Origin of the sequence: Xanthobacter pollutisoli (assembly GCF_040044995.1) — a bacterium.
In the GTDB taxonomy this organism is placed as follows: domain Bacteria; phylum Pseudomonadota; class Alphaproteobacteria; order Rhizobiales; family Xanthobacteraceae; genus Xanthobacter.
In genome coordinates this window covers 20,299-33,139 of sequence record NZ_JBDZDP010000029.1, presented here as the reverse complement: position 1 = coordinate 33,139, position 12,841 = coordinate 20,299, and the positions used below count along the sequence as shown (strand labels likewise).

Sequence of the window (12,841 nt, the reverse complement as noted above, 5' to 3'; positions counted from 1 at the left end):
CTCCGCCGAGAGGTCGTCGATCTGCGAAAGCCACGCCATGTAGTCTTGCCGGTCCATCTTCGCCTCCTGCGTGCAGACCGCCAGCCTACCAAATCGGATCATGCATAGCTAATGCGAATTGAGCCTTCATTTCCTGCCTCAGTTTTTCAGAAGTTCGCCCGAGATGATCAGCTTGCGCACCTCCTGGGTGCCCGCCCCGACCTCCAGCACACGACCGGTGCGATAGAGCCGGTTCACTTCGGTGTCGCGCATATAGCCGGAACCGCCATGGATCTGCACGGCCTTGTCCAGCACGAAAGAGGTGGCCTCGGCCGCCTTGAAAACCGCAGCTGCCGTAAGTTTGTGGATTTCGCCGCGCCCGCCTTCGCCTTCTTCCAGACCCTCGCACACCCGATCGATCATCGCTTTGCGCTCAACAGGCGGGCCTTGTTGAGCGCGCCGGACAAAAAATCGTTCTCCAGCGCAAGCTCTCCTATCTTGGCGTGAAGTGCCTTCAGGTCCACGGGCGTCGCTGCGGGCTCCGTCTTCCCGGCCCCGAAGACACCGGCCGCGCCGTCCAGAAGCTGGTTCTTCCAGCCCGTGATCTGGTGGGAATGCACGTCGTACTGCTGGGCCAACTCCGACAGCGTCTTCTCGCCCTTCAACGCGGCCAATGCCACCTTCGCCTTGAACGCCGGGGAATGGGTGCGGCGGGTTCGTCTGGTCATCCAATGCTCCTGAACTGCGGCGATATCCTCGCCGCCTGCAGGCACGAAATCCACTCACGTGACTGTCCGAATTCGCGGAGCCACCTCTGTATTCAAGGTGATGCGGTTCAGAGCTTTTCCACGAGTTCCGGAACGGCAGTGAAGAGGTCCGCCACGAGGCCATAATCGGCGACCTGAAAGATCGGCGCCTCTTCGTCCTTGTTGATGGCGACGATGATCTTGCTGTCCTTCATGCCTGCCAGGTGCTGGATCGCGCCCGAGATGCCGACCGCGACATAGAGGTCGGGCGCCACGACCTTGCCGGTCTGGCCTACCTGCCAGTCGTTCGGCGCGTAGCCCGAATCGACCGCCGCGCGGCTGGCGCCGACAGCGGCGCCGAGCTTGTCGGCCAGTTTCTCGATCAGCGCGAAATCGTCCTTGGAACCTACGCCGCGTCCGCCCGAGACCACGACGCCCGCCGAGGTCAGTTCGGGACGGTCCGAGGCCGCGACCTTGTCCTCGATCCATTCCGAGAGGCCGGGATTGGCCACCGCAGCAATGCTCTCGACCGGCGCCGGGGCCTGTTCGCCCGCCGCGTCAAAGGTCGAGGTGCGGATCGAGACGACCTTTTTCGGGTCGCGCGATTTCACCGTCTGGATGGCGCTGCCCGCGTAGATCGGGCGCTCGAACGTGTCGGCATCCACGACGGCCGAGACATCCGAAATCACCATCGCATCGAGCAGCGCGGCCACCCGCGGCAACACGTTCTTGGCGTCGGTCGTGGCGGGCGCGACGATGTGGCTGTAATCGCCCGCGAGCGACACGATCAGCGCCGCGGTCGGTTCCGCCAGACGATGACCCAGCGTGGTATCCTCGGCCACCAGCACCTTTTTCACCCCGGCGATTTTCGCCGCCGCCTCGCCGGCCGCCGCCGCAGAGGCCCCGGCACAAAGCGCCGTCACATCGCCGAGTTGCGCCGCCGCCGTCACCGCCTTGGCGGTCGCGTCCACGTTCAGTTGACCATCGGTCACTTCGGCCAGAAGAAGAACCGCCATCACACCACCCCCGCTTCCTTGAGTTTCGCCACCAGCTCATCGACCGAACCGACGATCTGCCCGGCCTTGCGCGCCTCGGGCTCCGAGGTTTTCACGATCTCGAGGCGCGGGCTGACATCCACGCCGTAATCGGCGGCGGTTTTCTCATCGAGCGGCTTTTTCTTGGCCTTCATGATATTGGGCAGCGAGGCATAGCGCGGCTCGTTCAGGCGCAGATCGACGGTAACGATGGCCGGCGTCTTGACCTTGATCGTCTGCAAGCCGCCATCCACCTCGCGGGTGACGAGCGCATGATCGCCTGCGACATCGAGTTTGGAGGCAAAGGTCGCCTGAGACCAGCCCAGCAGCGCCGCGAGCATCTGGCCGGTGGCGTTCATGTCGTTGTCGATCGCCTGCTTGCCGCAGAGCACGAGGCCCGGGGCCTCTTCCTCGACGATCTTCGCCAGGATCTTGGCCACCGAGAGCGGCTCGATGTCCTGGTGCACGTCATCGGTGGCGACCACCAGGATCGCGCGGTCCGCGCCCATGGCAAGCGCCGTGCGCAGCGTCTCCTGCGCCTGCTTCACGCCGATCGAGACCGCGATCACCTCCTCGGCCTTGCCCGCCTCCTTCAGGCGAATCGCCTCCTCGACGGCGATCTCGTCGAACGGGTTCATCGACATCTTCACGTTCGCCAGATCGACGCCGCTTCCGTCCGCCTTCACGCGAACCTTCACGTTGTAGTCGATCACGCGCTTGACAGGCACGAGCACCTTCATTTTGTCTCCTTGGGGTTATTGGTGTTCTTCTGCGGTCTCAGCGATCTTCGAATGCGGGTTTCCGCTTTTCCGAAAACGCCTTCATGGCCTCAGGAAAGTCATGCGCGCAAAGTAGGACACTTTGCGCATCGCGCTCTATATCGAGCGCCTCGAGATAGCTGGATTCGGCCGCGGCGCGCATCACCCGCTTGGCTGTCTGCACGCCGAACATCGGATGCGCGGCAATTTCGCGTGCAATCTCCAGCGCACGCGGCTCGACCCGACCGGCAGGCACGCATTCCTCCACCACCCGCAATTCCTTTGCGGTAAGGCCGTCGATCTCGCGGCCCGTCAGCACCAGCATTCGAGCCACGCCCGCACCAGCGCGCTGTTGAAGCAGCCAGCTCGACCCGGTGTCGGGGCAGCCGCCGACCCGCGCGAAAACCTCGCACAGCCGGGAATCCTCGGCGGCGACGACAATATCGGCCGACAAGGCCAGGCTCAGACCGGCACCGTAAGCGACACCGCAAACGGCCGAAATCAGAGGTTTGCGAAACAGATAAGCCGCCCGGCCGCCGTCGTGAACGCGGTCGACCATCTCGGAAGTGGCGCGGGCGCCCTTGGCGATCTCAGTCTGAAAACCGACGAGATCGCCGCCACTGCTGAAATGTTCGCCCCCGGTCATGATCACAGCACGGATCGTGTCGTCCTGTTCGGCCTCGCGCAGGCAGGACACAAGACTATCGACAAATGCAATACTGTAAGGGTTGCGTTTGCCGGGTTGAAGAAAACGCAGGATTCCGACCGGTCCCTCCCGATCCAATCGCATCAAGTCGGTCACGCCCGTCTCCTTCAGGTTCCGGTCCAGACCGGTGCGCGCTTTTCAGCGAACGCCCTGGGACCTTCGATCGCGTCATTGCTTGCGTAAACGACCTCGTGCAGGCGCTTGCCCTCCTCGAGACCCCCGGCGCAGCCCAGATCCATTGTCGCGCGAACGCTGGCTTTCGCCGCCACCACGGACAGAGGCGCGCCACTCGCTATTCGCCTGGCGAGGTCGCGCGCGCGTGCCCGCACAGCATCCGGGGTGTCTTCGAGATAGTTTATAAACCCGTAATCGTGCAGCCGCTCGATTGGAAGGAGATCTCCGGTCAGAACGATCTCCATCAGAATTGGTTGCGGCAGCATCGACAGGGCCGGAGAGGCCCATGGTGATCCGCGCCCGATCTTGACCTCGGTGATGCCGACCTTGGTGCCCTTGAGCCCGACGCGAAGATCGCAGTTCAGCGTCAGCATCATGCCGCCTGCCATCAGCGAGCCTGTCATGGCCGCGATGATCGGTTTGCGGCAGGCGCGCATGGTCTCGTGAAACGGATCACGCATTTTGGACAGGATATCGACGCCCTCATCGCGCGCGATCTCCGTTGCTTCCTTCAAATCGAGTCCGGCGCTGAAAACGCCACAATCCGCCGAGGTCAGAATGGCCACACGGATGCTTTCATCCGCCTCGATCTGCATCCAGGCATCCGTCAGCCCGTTTGTCGCGGCTACGGAAAGCGCATTCTTGCGCTCAGGCCGGTTGATACAGACGGTCGCGATACCGTCTTCAATCGTCAGCTCAATGGGCTTCATGACACCTGCTTCATTGTCTTCGGATAATCTTCGTGCGAGGTTTCCCCGCGACATGATTGCCGCGGGGAAGGTCAGTTTTATTTGACAGAGAACGTCTTCGAGCTGTGCTTGACCTCTTCCCAAACGACGTCAAGATAGTCGGCATTCCAGTCGGTCAGCGGCACCCAGGTCTTGCCATTCCACTGTTCGATCCGGGTCTTGCCGCCGCCGCCGTGGTCAGTGGGTGTCACGGTCACAGGGGCCATCAGGCCATTGGCATCGTATTCCGAAAGCGCCTCATAGGCCGTCTTCATGGTTTCCGGCGTCAGCGGCCAACCCTTTTCCTTGATCGCCATCCGCGCGGCCTCGAACGCGGTCGAATAGATCGCTAGTCCGGTGTTGTAATAAACGTCGCGAACCAGGTTTTCAGGGCCGCTCCCTTTGCCGTTGGCATAGTAGGTCTCCAGCATCGTTTTCACGATCGCGACGTCCTGGCCACCGGCCACGTTGGTGCTGCGAAGAATTCCTTTTGCTTCTTCGGCCCCGATGTTGACGATGTCGACCTCGTTCAGCCAGTTTGATGTCAGGTAGCGGTCGATCGGGAAGCGGTTGCGGCGCATTTCCTTGGAGGCGACCACATGTCCGCCGGCCAGCAGCCAGCTGATCACATAGTCGGGGTTGTCGCGGCGGATCTTGCTCCATGCGCCAGCCTGGTCGGAACCGGGCAGCGGAACCGGATAGAGTTCAAGGGCGAACCCTTCTTTCTCGGCCAGGGCCTTGAGGGTCGCGATGGGCTCCTGACCGAAAGGATAATCCAGATAGATGAACCCGATCTTCGCCTTTCCAAGGTTTCCGCCTAACTGCCCTTTGATGAAGGCAACGGCGTTGGCTGCCTGTTGCCAATAGGTCGGCCCCACCGGGAAAACCCAATCGAACACCTCGCCATCGACCGCATCCCCCCGGCCCACGAAGGATTGCATCAGGATGTTGCGATCCTTCGTGGCACGCGGCAGAACCGCATTCGTAACCGGCGTGGACAGGAAGTAAAACATGAAAACGCCTTCGCGCTTCATTTGTTCATAACACTCCACGCCGCGCTGCGGTTCGTTGCCTGTGTCACGCACGATGATCTTGACCGGATGACCTTCGATGCCACCATTCGCGTTGACATGCATCGCCAGATCCTGGGCCCCTTGTGCCACCTGCGGCGAGACGAAAGTATATGATTTGCTCACGTCGAAGCACAGGCCAAACCGGATCGATTCTTCGGCCTGAGCGGCAGTCACACCCGCCACGGCCGCTAGTGTGATCGCGAGACCAGCAGCCTTCATGAATGGTTTGGTTTTCATTTCTCTCTCCCTTTTGTTGACGTCCACGTGGGTTTCCTTGGTGCCACGCTCACCGTTCTGATTGGGGTCTCTTGCTTGACAGTGTTTCACTGTCCGTACTTCGATGAACTTTCCTTGACCACTTCCCAGACGACGTCGATGTAAGCTGCGATCCAATCGGTTTGCGGAACCCATGTCTTGCCATCCCACATCTCGATACGCGTCCGGCCACCGCCACCGTGATCTTCGGCGGTCACTGTTATCGGCGCCATCAGCCCGTTCGCGTCGTATTCCTTCAGGGATTCCAATCCCGCCTTGTAGGACTCCGGCGTGATCGGCAGACCGTCAATTTCCACGGCCTTGCGCGCGGCTTCGAACACGATCGAATACATCGCCAGCCCCGTATTGTAGAAAACGTCTTCGGTCTTGTCCAACGGACCCGAGCCTTCACCCTTGTCATAAAGCTCGGCAATGATCTGTTGGCGCAGCGAGACGTCCAGCCCGCCGACAACATTCGTGCCGCGCTTGAGACCGATGGCGGCCTCTTTTCCGATGTTGGCGATGTCGACTTCGTTCAGCCAGTTGACCGCAATATACTTGTCGATCGGGATACGGTTCCGTGCCATTTCTTTCCAAGCAACAACATGCGCGCCGCCCAGCATCCACGAGATCACATGGTCGGGTTGATCGCGACGGACCTTGGACCAGACGCCAGCCTGGTCGCTGCCGGGCAACGGGACCGGGTAGGCAGGAGTTCAAAGCCTTCTTTCTCGGACAGAATCTTGAGGATTTCGATCGGCCCCTGGCCGAACGGGTAGTCGAAGTAGACAAACCCGACCTTGACCCCGGAGAGATTGTCGCCATGCACTTGCTTGATGTAGGCAATGTTGTTGGCCGCCTGGCTATAACCCTTCTAATTCCCTTCATCTTCTCCTCCCTGATTGGTTTCCGACGTCGAAATTAACTCAACCACCGTTTGCGGCGACTGTAATGCTTGATTTCGTGAAAGTTCGTGCCTTCAGCTCCACCAAGATAGAACTCCTGGATATCAGAGTTGGCCTTGAGCGTTTCGGCCGTGCCGTGCATGACGACGCGACCATTCTCGATCAGATACCCTTCCGAAACGATTTCAAGCGCGGCAAGGGCATTCTGTTCGACCAGAAGAACGGACAGGCCATGTTCCTGATTGATCTTTTTGATGATGCCGAAGATCTCTTCGACAAGGAACGGCGCAAGGCCAAGACTCGGTTCGTCCAGCATCAGCAGCGTTGGTTGGGTCACCAGCGCCCGCCCGATGGCAAGCATCTGTTGTTCACCCCCGGAAAGATAGCCCGCTTGTGAGTTCTTGCGCTCGGCCAGTCGCGGGAAAAAACTGTATATCCTTTCCTTTTCGGCATTCAGCGCGGCATTGGACATGCCAAGCGGCGCGGCTGCTGTCAGGTTCTCGTCAGGGGTCAGATGCTCAAAGACCCGCCGCCCCTCGATAACGTGGCATATACCCATCTCCACGCGTTTTTGCGCAAGCATTTCGGTAATGTCCGTTGCTTCGAACCTGATTTCGCCGCGGCTGATACGTCCGCGCTCGGTCTTCAAAAGACCGCTGATCGCTTTCAACGTGGTGCTTTTTCCGGCTCCATTCGAACCCAGAAGTGCGATCATTTCGCCCCTGGGCACTTGAACCGAAACACCTTTGATCGCCAGCATCACATTGTCGTACAGCACCTCGACGCTGTTCATCGACAATATGGGTTGGGTTTCAGATTTTTCTTGCATGGACATCTCTTGTCACTTCCTCTCCTGGTCGAACGGCCAGACCATCAGATAGTCCCTGATGTTGCCGTAGAGCTTGCCGAGTCCCAGCGGTTCGATCAGCAGAATGATCACGATCAGCGCGCCGTAGACCGCGTTCGGGATATGAGCGAGCGTTTCGACATTGATTTGCACGCCAAGCCCGTGGCTTAGCGCAACCACCATTCCGTTCACGAAACCCGGAACAAGCAGGATCAGGGCAACGCCGAAATAGGATCCGATGATGCTGGACAAGCCGCCGACGATCACCATGGCAAGCACCTGGATCGAGACGGCAACCGAGAACTGCTCCGGGGCGGCCAGAAAATAGAACGTCGCAACCAGCAAGGCGCCGCTGACGCCCGCGATGAAGGACGAGGTCGCGAAAGCCAGGAACTTGTAATAGAAACTATTCACCCCGAGGATCGCCGCAGCATAATCCTTCTCCCGCACGGCGACCAGAGCCCGCCCCAGACCGGTGCGCTTGAGGTTCAGCATGAAGATCGTCACCAGAACGCACCATCCGAAGGCCACATAGTAAAAGCCCGTCTCCGAGGTGATCTGCTGCCCCAGCAACGCCAGAGTCGGTGACTGGAGCGAGGCGTGGGATCCGCCGGAAATTGCCGGCGAATGTGTCAACACCCAATCCATCACGAATTGCATCGCAAGCGTTGTCAGCGCGAGGTATAGTCCCTTTACTCGCAAGGCAGCGAAGGCGAACAGGCTGCCGATCACCGAAGACGCCAGCCCGCCGATGATCAAGGCGAATTCCCAGGGCGCTCCGAATCGCGCGGCGTGGATCGCCGAATACGCCCCGACGGCCATGACTGCTGCATAGCCAAGGTGAAGTTGGCCGGCCCATCCCGTTACCAGGTTCAGCCCCAGTGCGGCCGCCGTCCATATCAACCATGGCAGCATGTAACTGTTCAGGTAAAGCGACGGGATGATGAACGGCGCAGCCAGCCCGACAAGAAGGCAGGCAAACGCCAGGTTGCGATCGGCAGGAACCTTGTAAATGCGCCTATCCGAACTGTAGTCGGCGTGATGAACACCAGAAAGCCGGTAGAACATGTCTCAGACCCTTTCGATGTCGAGACGGCCGAACAGTCCATGCGGACGGATCATGACCGTGAGTATCAGCACAGCAGCGACGATGAGTTCACGACTGCCGCCGCCGACAAGCGGGTCCAGGAAGTCCGCGCCGACGTTTTCGACAATTCCAAGAATGATGCCGGCAATCACCGCACCCAGAATACTGTCGAGGCCGCCAAGAACGGCCACAGTAAGCCCCTTGAGAAGCAGGAGTGAAAGTGCCTGGTCGACCCCCTGAACTTCGCCCCAGACAACACCCGCAGCAACAGCTACAACCGACGCCAACGCCCAGGACAACCCAACACCGCGTTCCACGGAAATGCCTACCGACCATGACGCCATGTAGTCATCCGCGATCGCGCGCAGCTTGATGCCGGTTCGGCTCCGAAAGAACAACATGAACGCGACAAACAGGGCCAGCGCAACCCCGGCGCCGACAAGGTGGATACGGCTGATGAAAATGTCACCGACGAAGAGCGGATCATAGCTGACCCCCAGTTCGACCGAACGCGACGTTCCCCCCCAGATCGCAAGCGTTGTACCGCGCAGAAAGATATCCAGACCCAGTGTCAGCATGAGGATCATGACAACCGGACGCCCCGCAAGGCGGCGCAACGCAACCCGTTCGATGCCGAAGCCAAGCCCGAACATGATGACCGCGGCAAGCGGGATTGCGGCCCAAAGAGGCAAGCCTGCGTCGCGAGCCAGCGCAAGCACCACATACGCCCCAAGCATCGTCAGGCCGCCCTGCGCAAGATTTGGCACCGAGGATGCCTTGTAAATCAGCGCGAGGCCTATCGCGAAAAGTGAATAGAGTAGGCCCGTCAGGGCGCCATTGACTGCAAGCTCTGTCAGAAACACCCAGTCCATTCAAACCTCCCTGACGGGAAGCATTCTTTCGATCTTCCCTGTTTCCCCGGTCTCGTAAGTCACCGTCGCACTTACGTGGACTTCCTTCGAGCCGTCATAGAGTGACGCAATGACGTCGGCATAGCGCTCCTCAACGACCTTCCTGCGCAGTTTCCTTGTCCGGGTGATCTCTCCGTCATCCGGGTCGAACTCTTTCGGAAGGCTGACAAACCGTTTTAGTTGCAGTGGCTCGGTGAGAGCCCTGTTCACCCGCTGGAAGGCTTCGAGCAACAGCGCGGCCACCTCATCGCGCTGGGACAGATCTGCGTAGGAGACATATGGCACCCCGTTCACTTCTGCCCAGTGCCCCACCGCTTCGAAATCGACGCAGACCATCGCCGTCAGTTCGTCCAAACCGGCACCGATTACGGCGGCGTCCTTGATGTAGGGACTGAATTTCAACCGATTCTCGATGTAATTTGGCACATAACGTTCGCCAGACGCCGTGTGCGTGACCTCGGACACACGCCCGAACACGACGAGATGTCCGTCATCCTCAAGATAACCGGCATCGCCTGTACGCAGCCATCCGCCCTCCAGCGCCTCGGCGGTCGCTTCGGGCTTGTTGAAATAGCCTGCGAATACACTGTCCGAGCGCAACAGGATCTCGCCATTATCGGCGATCTTGGCCTCGACGCCCGGAGCGGGCTTTCCGACCGTATGAAGGCGGACCTCGCCTGGCGACTGAATCGCATTGATCGCGCTGTTCTCGGTCTGACCATAGAGCTGACGCAGCTTGATCCCGAGGGCGCGATAGAAAACGAAAGTGTCTTCGCCGATTGCCTCACCGCCGGTGAACGCGTTCCTCAGCCGGTTCATGCCGAACTGGTCCTTGATCGGACCGAAGATGATTGCCTCGCCGAGCAACCTTCCCAAGGGCTCCAGAAGCCCACCGCTCTTGCCGTTCAGCTTGCGGGTTTCGGCCTCAATGGCCCGGTCCATGAAGAAATGATAGAGCTTCTTCTTCAACCAGGTCGAATTCTCGATCCCGACCTGGATTGTCGTCAGCATCTGGTCCCAGCTTCTTGGAGCCGCCAGATAGAAGGTCGGAGCGATCTCTCGCATGTCCCGAAGAACCGTTTCCTGCCGCTCGGGCACGCTTACGGTGAACCGGAGCAAAAGGGCAGCCGCGACGGTAATCGCATAGTCACCAACCCAAGCCATCGGCAGGTAGGCAAGGATTTCCTCGCTCTCGGCGAAAGCGCCGGCCGCATGGCCGTTGCGGGCTGCGGCCAGAACGTTCTTCTGGCTCAGGACGATGCCCTTTGGTTTGCCGGTCGTCCCCGACGAATGCAGGAAAATCGCCGGATCTTCCGGCTTTGCACGATTCAAGAACTCTTCACGAAGGTGCGGAGTCTCGTTGAGGTCATGACGCCCGACTTCGGTCAGGTGATCCCAGGACATAAGACCATCGACCTCATAGAATCCAAGCCCCCGGGCTTCATCGTAGATTATATGAGCGATGCTTCTGGCGCCCGCATCCCGAAGCTCGAGAATCTTGTCCACCTGTTCCTGGTCTTCCGCTATCGCCGCAACGAGTTCGACCTCGCCCAGGAAATGCTGAAGCTCCTTAAGCGTAGCACCGGGATAGGCCGGCATCGCGTATGCCCCAAGCAACGAGACCGCGAGCATTCCCGCGTAAAGACGTGCGCGGTTGTCGCCCAGAATGAAAACGGCCTTGCCCGGCTTGACGCCCAGCTTCTCAAGCCCGGCCGCACAGGCGAGGATTTCTTCTGCATAGTCGGCCCATGTGGTCTCTTTCCAGATGCCGCGCTCTTTTTCCCGAACCGCGATATCGGACCCGTGACTTGACGCGTTGCGCGCTAGCAATGAACCGATCGTATCGCCAGCGGATGAATGCAGAGTTGCCCCGTCAGCCATGCGACCCTCCAATATATGCCTCGATGACCCGAGGATCTTTCACAACTTCTTTCGGAATTCCGCTGGCGATCATTTCCCCGTAGTTCAACGCAAGCATCCGGTCGCAAATGCCAATGATGACATCCATATGGTGTTCGATCAGCAATACGCTGACGCCACGCTCGGCCCTCGCGTCCAGAATGAAGCGGCACATATAGCCCTTTTCTTCCTGGTTCATGCCGGCCATTGGCTCGTCGAGGATCAGCATCCGGGGTTCTGCCACCAGGGCCCTCGCCAGTTCGACGCGCTTTTTCAAGCCGATGGGAAGACTGTCCACCAATTCATGCCGGATACTTTCAAGCTGAAGGAACTCGATGATTTCCTCGACAACCTTTCGGTTTTCGATCTCCTCAGGCCGTGCGGCCCACCAGTAGAAAGCGGTGCGCAACACCCCCGGGTTCATGTGGATGTGGCGCCCAAGCAGGATGTTATCCAGAACGCTCATCCCGTTGAACAGGGCGAGATTCTGGAACGTCCGGGCGACCCCGAGTGTCGCCACCTTGTGCGGCGCGGTGCCGGTGATATCCTTGCCTGACAACCGGACCGTGCCCTTGTTCGGCGGGTAAAACCCGGTGATTGCGTTGGTCAGGGTCGTCTTGCCGCTGCCATTCGGGCCGACAAGTCCGAATATCTCGCCTTGTTTGATTTCGAGATCGACCCCAGTGACGGCAACAACCCCACCAAACCGGCGCTCGATTCCGGTGCACTGAAGTATCGGTTCGCCACCTAATTGAAGGCCCGCTGTTTTTCTGTTGGCCATCATGGATTTTCTGCTTCCTCCCCGAAGTCGTCACGATATCCGGAAGTAATCCGGACGGCCCGTCGGCCAGGGATCCCCCCACAACTGCTGTCCACCATCGACATTCAGAACTTCGCCAGTCACGAACTTTCCGGATCCGGCCGCCAGATAGACGACACCTTCCGCGACATCCCATTCATCCCCGGCATGGCGCATGGGATTGGAATCCTGAAAAGTTTGCGCTCCTGCCTCCGGGTAATTGTGAAAACCGTTGCTCTCGCAGCAACCCGGAGCCAGACAATTCACCCGAATGTCATGCGGGGCCCATTCCACCGCGACCGATTTCGAAAGGTATATCACTCCGGCCCGGGCCGCGCAGGTATGCGCAATGCCGGGCATCCCCCGCCAGATATCCGCAACAATATTCACGATCGAGCCGGGCTGCTTGTTCTCGACCCAGTGACGCGCCGCAGACTGCATCATCCACCAAGTGCCATTGAGATTGGTGTCGATCACCGCATTCCAGCCATTGGCCGAAAAATCCAGCGCGGCCTGCGGAAACTGGCCGCCGGCATTATTGACCAAAACATCAATCGCGCCGAATTCACGGTTCACTTGCCCGATAAACCCAGTGACCTGCCCGGTGTCCCGGATCGACATCGGCACTGCAAGAACCCTGCCCCCGAAACTGCGCAGAAATTCCGCGGCCGAGGCAAGCTTTTCCTCATTGCGGCCATTGATGGCCAGATCGGCACCAAGCCTGGCAAACAGCGTTGCAATTGCAAGCCCCAGCCCGCCGCCAGCGCCGGTAACAACGACGACCTTGCCGGAAAACAAGTCGCTTGCGTACACTGTTGGTCGCGACGCGAGATCTTCTCGAGTCGCTCCAAACTGCGCCTCGGTCATGACGCTTTCTCCTCCCATGCCCCATTCGGGGTTCTTCAAATAATCTAACGCACGTTAGAAAAATGATCAAGAG

Annotated in this window: 13 protein-coding genes and 1 pseudogene; all 14 read right to left on the bottom strand. The window is 59.5% G+C overall.

The features are described 5' to 3' along the window. Positions 1-138: 138 nt before the first annotated feature. On the bottom strand, positions 139-402 hold the full coding sequence (locus ABLE93_RS24835) for an acyl-CoA dehydrogenase family protein (RefSeq protein ID WP_348842378.1): 264 nt from the start codon (positions 400-402) through the stop codon (positions 139-141). Next, positions 391-707, bottom strand: a pseudogene (locus ABLE93_RS24830) (transposase); the annotation flags it as partial. The gene ABLE93_RS24835 and the pseudogene ABLE93_RS24830, both read right to left, overlap by 12 nt. 107 nt (positions 708-814) lie before the next feature. Next, positions 815-1,741: an FAD-binding protein gene (locus tag ABLE93_RS24825; RefSeq protein WP_348842376.1), complete on the bottom strand. Its 927-nt coding sequence runs from the start codon at positions 1,739-1,741 to the stop codon at positions 815-817. Beyond that, positions 1,741-2,499, bottom strand: a complete 759-nt coding sequence (locus ABLE93_RS24820) for an electron transfer flavoprotein subunit beta/FixA family protein (protein ID WP_348842375.1) — start codon at positions 2,497-2,499, stop codon at positions 1,741-1,743. The genes ABLE93_RS24825 and ABLE93_RS24820 overlap by 1 nt, the downstream gene beginning before the upstream one ends. A gap of 37 nt (positions 2,500-2,536) precedes the next feature. Beyond that, positions 2,537-3,319, bottom strand: coding sequence for an enoyl-CoA hydratase/isomerase family protein (locus tag ABLE93_RS24815; protein ID WP_348842374.1), 783 nt, complete (start codon positions 3,317-3,319; stop codon positions 2,537-2,539). Between the two features lie 11 nt (positions 3,320-3,330). Then, positions 3,331-4,107 (bottom strand): enoyl-CoA hydratase-related protein, encoded by a 777-nt coding sequence (locus tag ABLE93_RS24810; protein WP_348842373.1) that lies wholly within the window; start codon positions 4,105-4,107, stop codon positions 3,331-3,333. Positions 4,108-4,184: 77 nt separating this feature from the next. After that, positions 4,185-5,462 (bottom strand): ABC transporter substrate-binding protein, encoded by a 1,278-nt coding sequence (locus tag ABLE93_RS24805; RefSeq protein ID WP_348842372.1) that lies wholly within the window; start codon positions 5,460-5,462, stop codon positions 4,185-4,187. Positions 5,463-5,521: 59 nt separating this feature from the next. Further along, positions 5,522-6,148: an ABC transporter substrate-binding protein gene (locus ABLE93_RS24800; protein WP_348842371.1), complete on the bottom strand. Its 627-nt coding sequence runs from the start codon at positions 6,146-6,148 to the stop codon at positions 5,522-5,524. 226 nt (positions 6,149-6,374) lie between these two features. Then, on the bottom strand, positions 6,375-7,193 hold the full coding sequence (locus tag ABLE93_RS24795; RefSeq protein ID WP_348842370.1) for an ABC transporter ATP-binding protein: 819 nt from the start codon (positions 7,191-7,193) through the stop codon (positions 6,375-6,377). A 6-nt stretch (positions 7,194-7,199) separates the two neighbouring features. Further along, complete coding sequence (locus ABLE93_RS24790; RefSeq protein ID WP_348842369.1) at positions 7,200-8,273, bottom strand: branched-chain amino acid ABC transporter permease; 1,074 nt, start codon at positions 8,271-8,273, stop codon at positions 7,200-7,202. A 3-nt stretch (positions 8,274-8,276) separates the two neighbouring features. Beyond that, positions 8,277-9,164 (bottom strand): branched-chain amino acid ABC transporter permease, encoded by an 888-nt coding sequence (locus ABLE93_RS24785; RefSeq protein ID WP_348842368.1) that lies wholly within the window; start codon positions 9,162-9,164, stop codon positions 8,277-8,279. Next, positions 9,165-11,084, bottom strand: coding sequence for an AMP-dependent synthetase/ligase (locus ABLE93_RS24780; protein WP_348842367.1), 1,920 nt, complete (start codon positions 11,082-11,084; stop codon positions 9,165-9,167). Further along, positions 11,077-11,886 (bottom strand): ABC transporter ATP-binding protein, encoded by an 810-nt coding sequence (locus ABLE93_RS24775; RefSeq protein ID WP_348842366.1) that lies wholly within the window; start codon positions 11,884-11,886, stop codon positions 11,077-11,079. The genes ABLE93_RS24780 and ABLE93_RS24775 overlap by 8 nt, the downstream gene beginning before the upstream one ends. Positions 11,887-11,913: 27 nt before the next feature. Next, on the bottom strand, positions 11,914-12,768 hold the full coding sequence (locus ABLE93_RS24770) for an SDR family oxidoreductase (protein WP_348842365.1): 855 nt from the start codon (positions 12,766-12,768) through the stop codon (positions 11,914-11,916). Between the last annotated feature and the right edge of the window lie 73 nt (positions 12,769-12,841).

What these genes read in the sequence shown, in the direction of transcription:
- ABLE93_RS24785 (WP_348842368.1), bottom strand. Translation starts at nt 9,164, where the DNA reads ATGGACTGGGTGTTTCTGACAGAGCTTGCAGTCAATGGCGCCCTGACG.
- ABLE93_RS24770 (WP_348842365.1), bottom strand. Translation starts at nt 12,768, where the DNA reads ATGACCGAGGCGCAGTTTGGAGCGACTCGAGAAGATCTCGCGTCGCGA.
- ABLE93_RS24795 (WP_348842370.1), bottom strand. Translation starts at nt 7,193, where the DNA reads ATGTCCATGCAAGAAAAATCTGAAACCCAACCCATATTGTCGATGAAC.
- ABLE93_RS24780 (WP_348842367.1), bottom strand. Translation starts at nt 11,084, where the DNA reads ATGGCTGACGGGGCAACTCTGCATTCATCCGCTGGCGATACGATCGGT.
- ABLE93_RS24790 (WP_348842369.1), bottom strand. Translation starts at nt 8,273, where the DNA reads ATGTTCTACCGGCTTTCTGGTGTTCATCACGCCGACTACAGTTCGGAT.
- ABLE93_RS24810 (WP_348842373.1), bottom strand. Translation starts at nt 4,107, where the DNA reads ATGAAGCCCATTGAGCTGACGATTGAAGACGGTATCGCGACCGTCTGT.
- ABLE93_RS24835 (WP_348842378.1), bottom strand. Translation starts at nt 402, where the DNA reads ATGATCGATCGGGTGTGCGAGGGTCTGGAAGAAGGCGAAGGCGGGCGC.
- ABLE93_RS24820 (WP_348842375.1), bottom strand. Translation starts at nt 2,499, where the DNA reads ATGAAGGTGCTCGTGCCTGTCAAGCGCGTGATCGACTACAACGTGAAG.
- ABLE93_RS24825 (WP_348842376.1), bottom strand. Translation starts at nt 1,741, where the DNA reads ATGGCGGTTCTTCTTCTGGCCGAAGTGACCGATGGTCAACTGAACGTG.
- ABLE93_RS24775 (WP_348842366.1), bottom strand. Translation starts at nt 11,886, where the DNA reads ATGATGGCCAACAGAAAAACAGCGGGCCTTCAATTAGGTGGCGAACCG.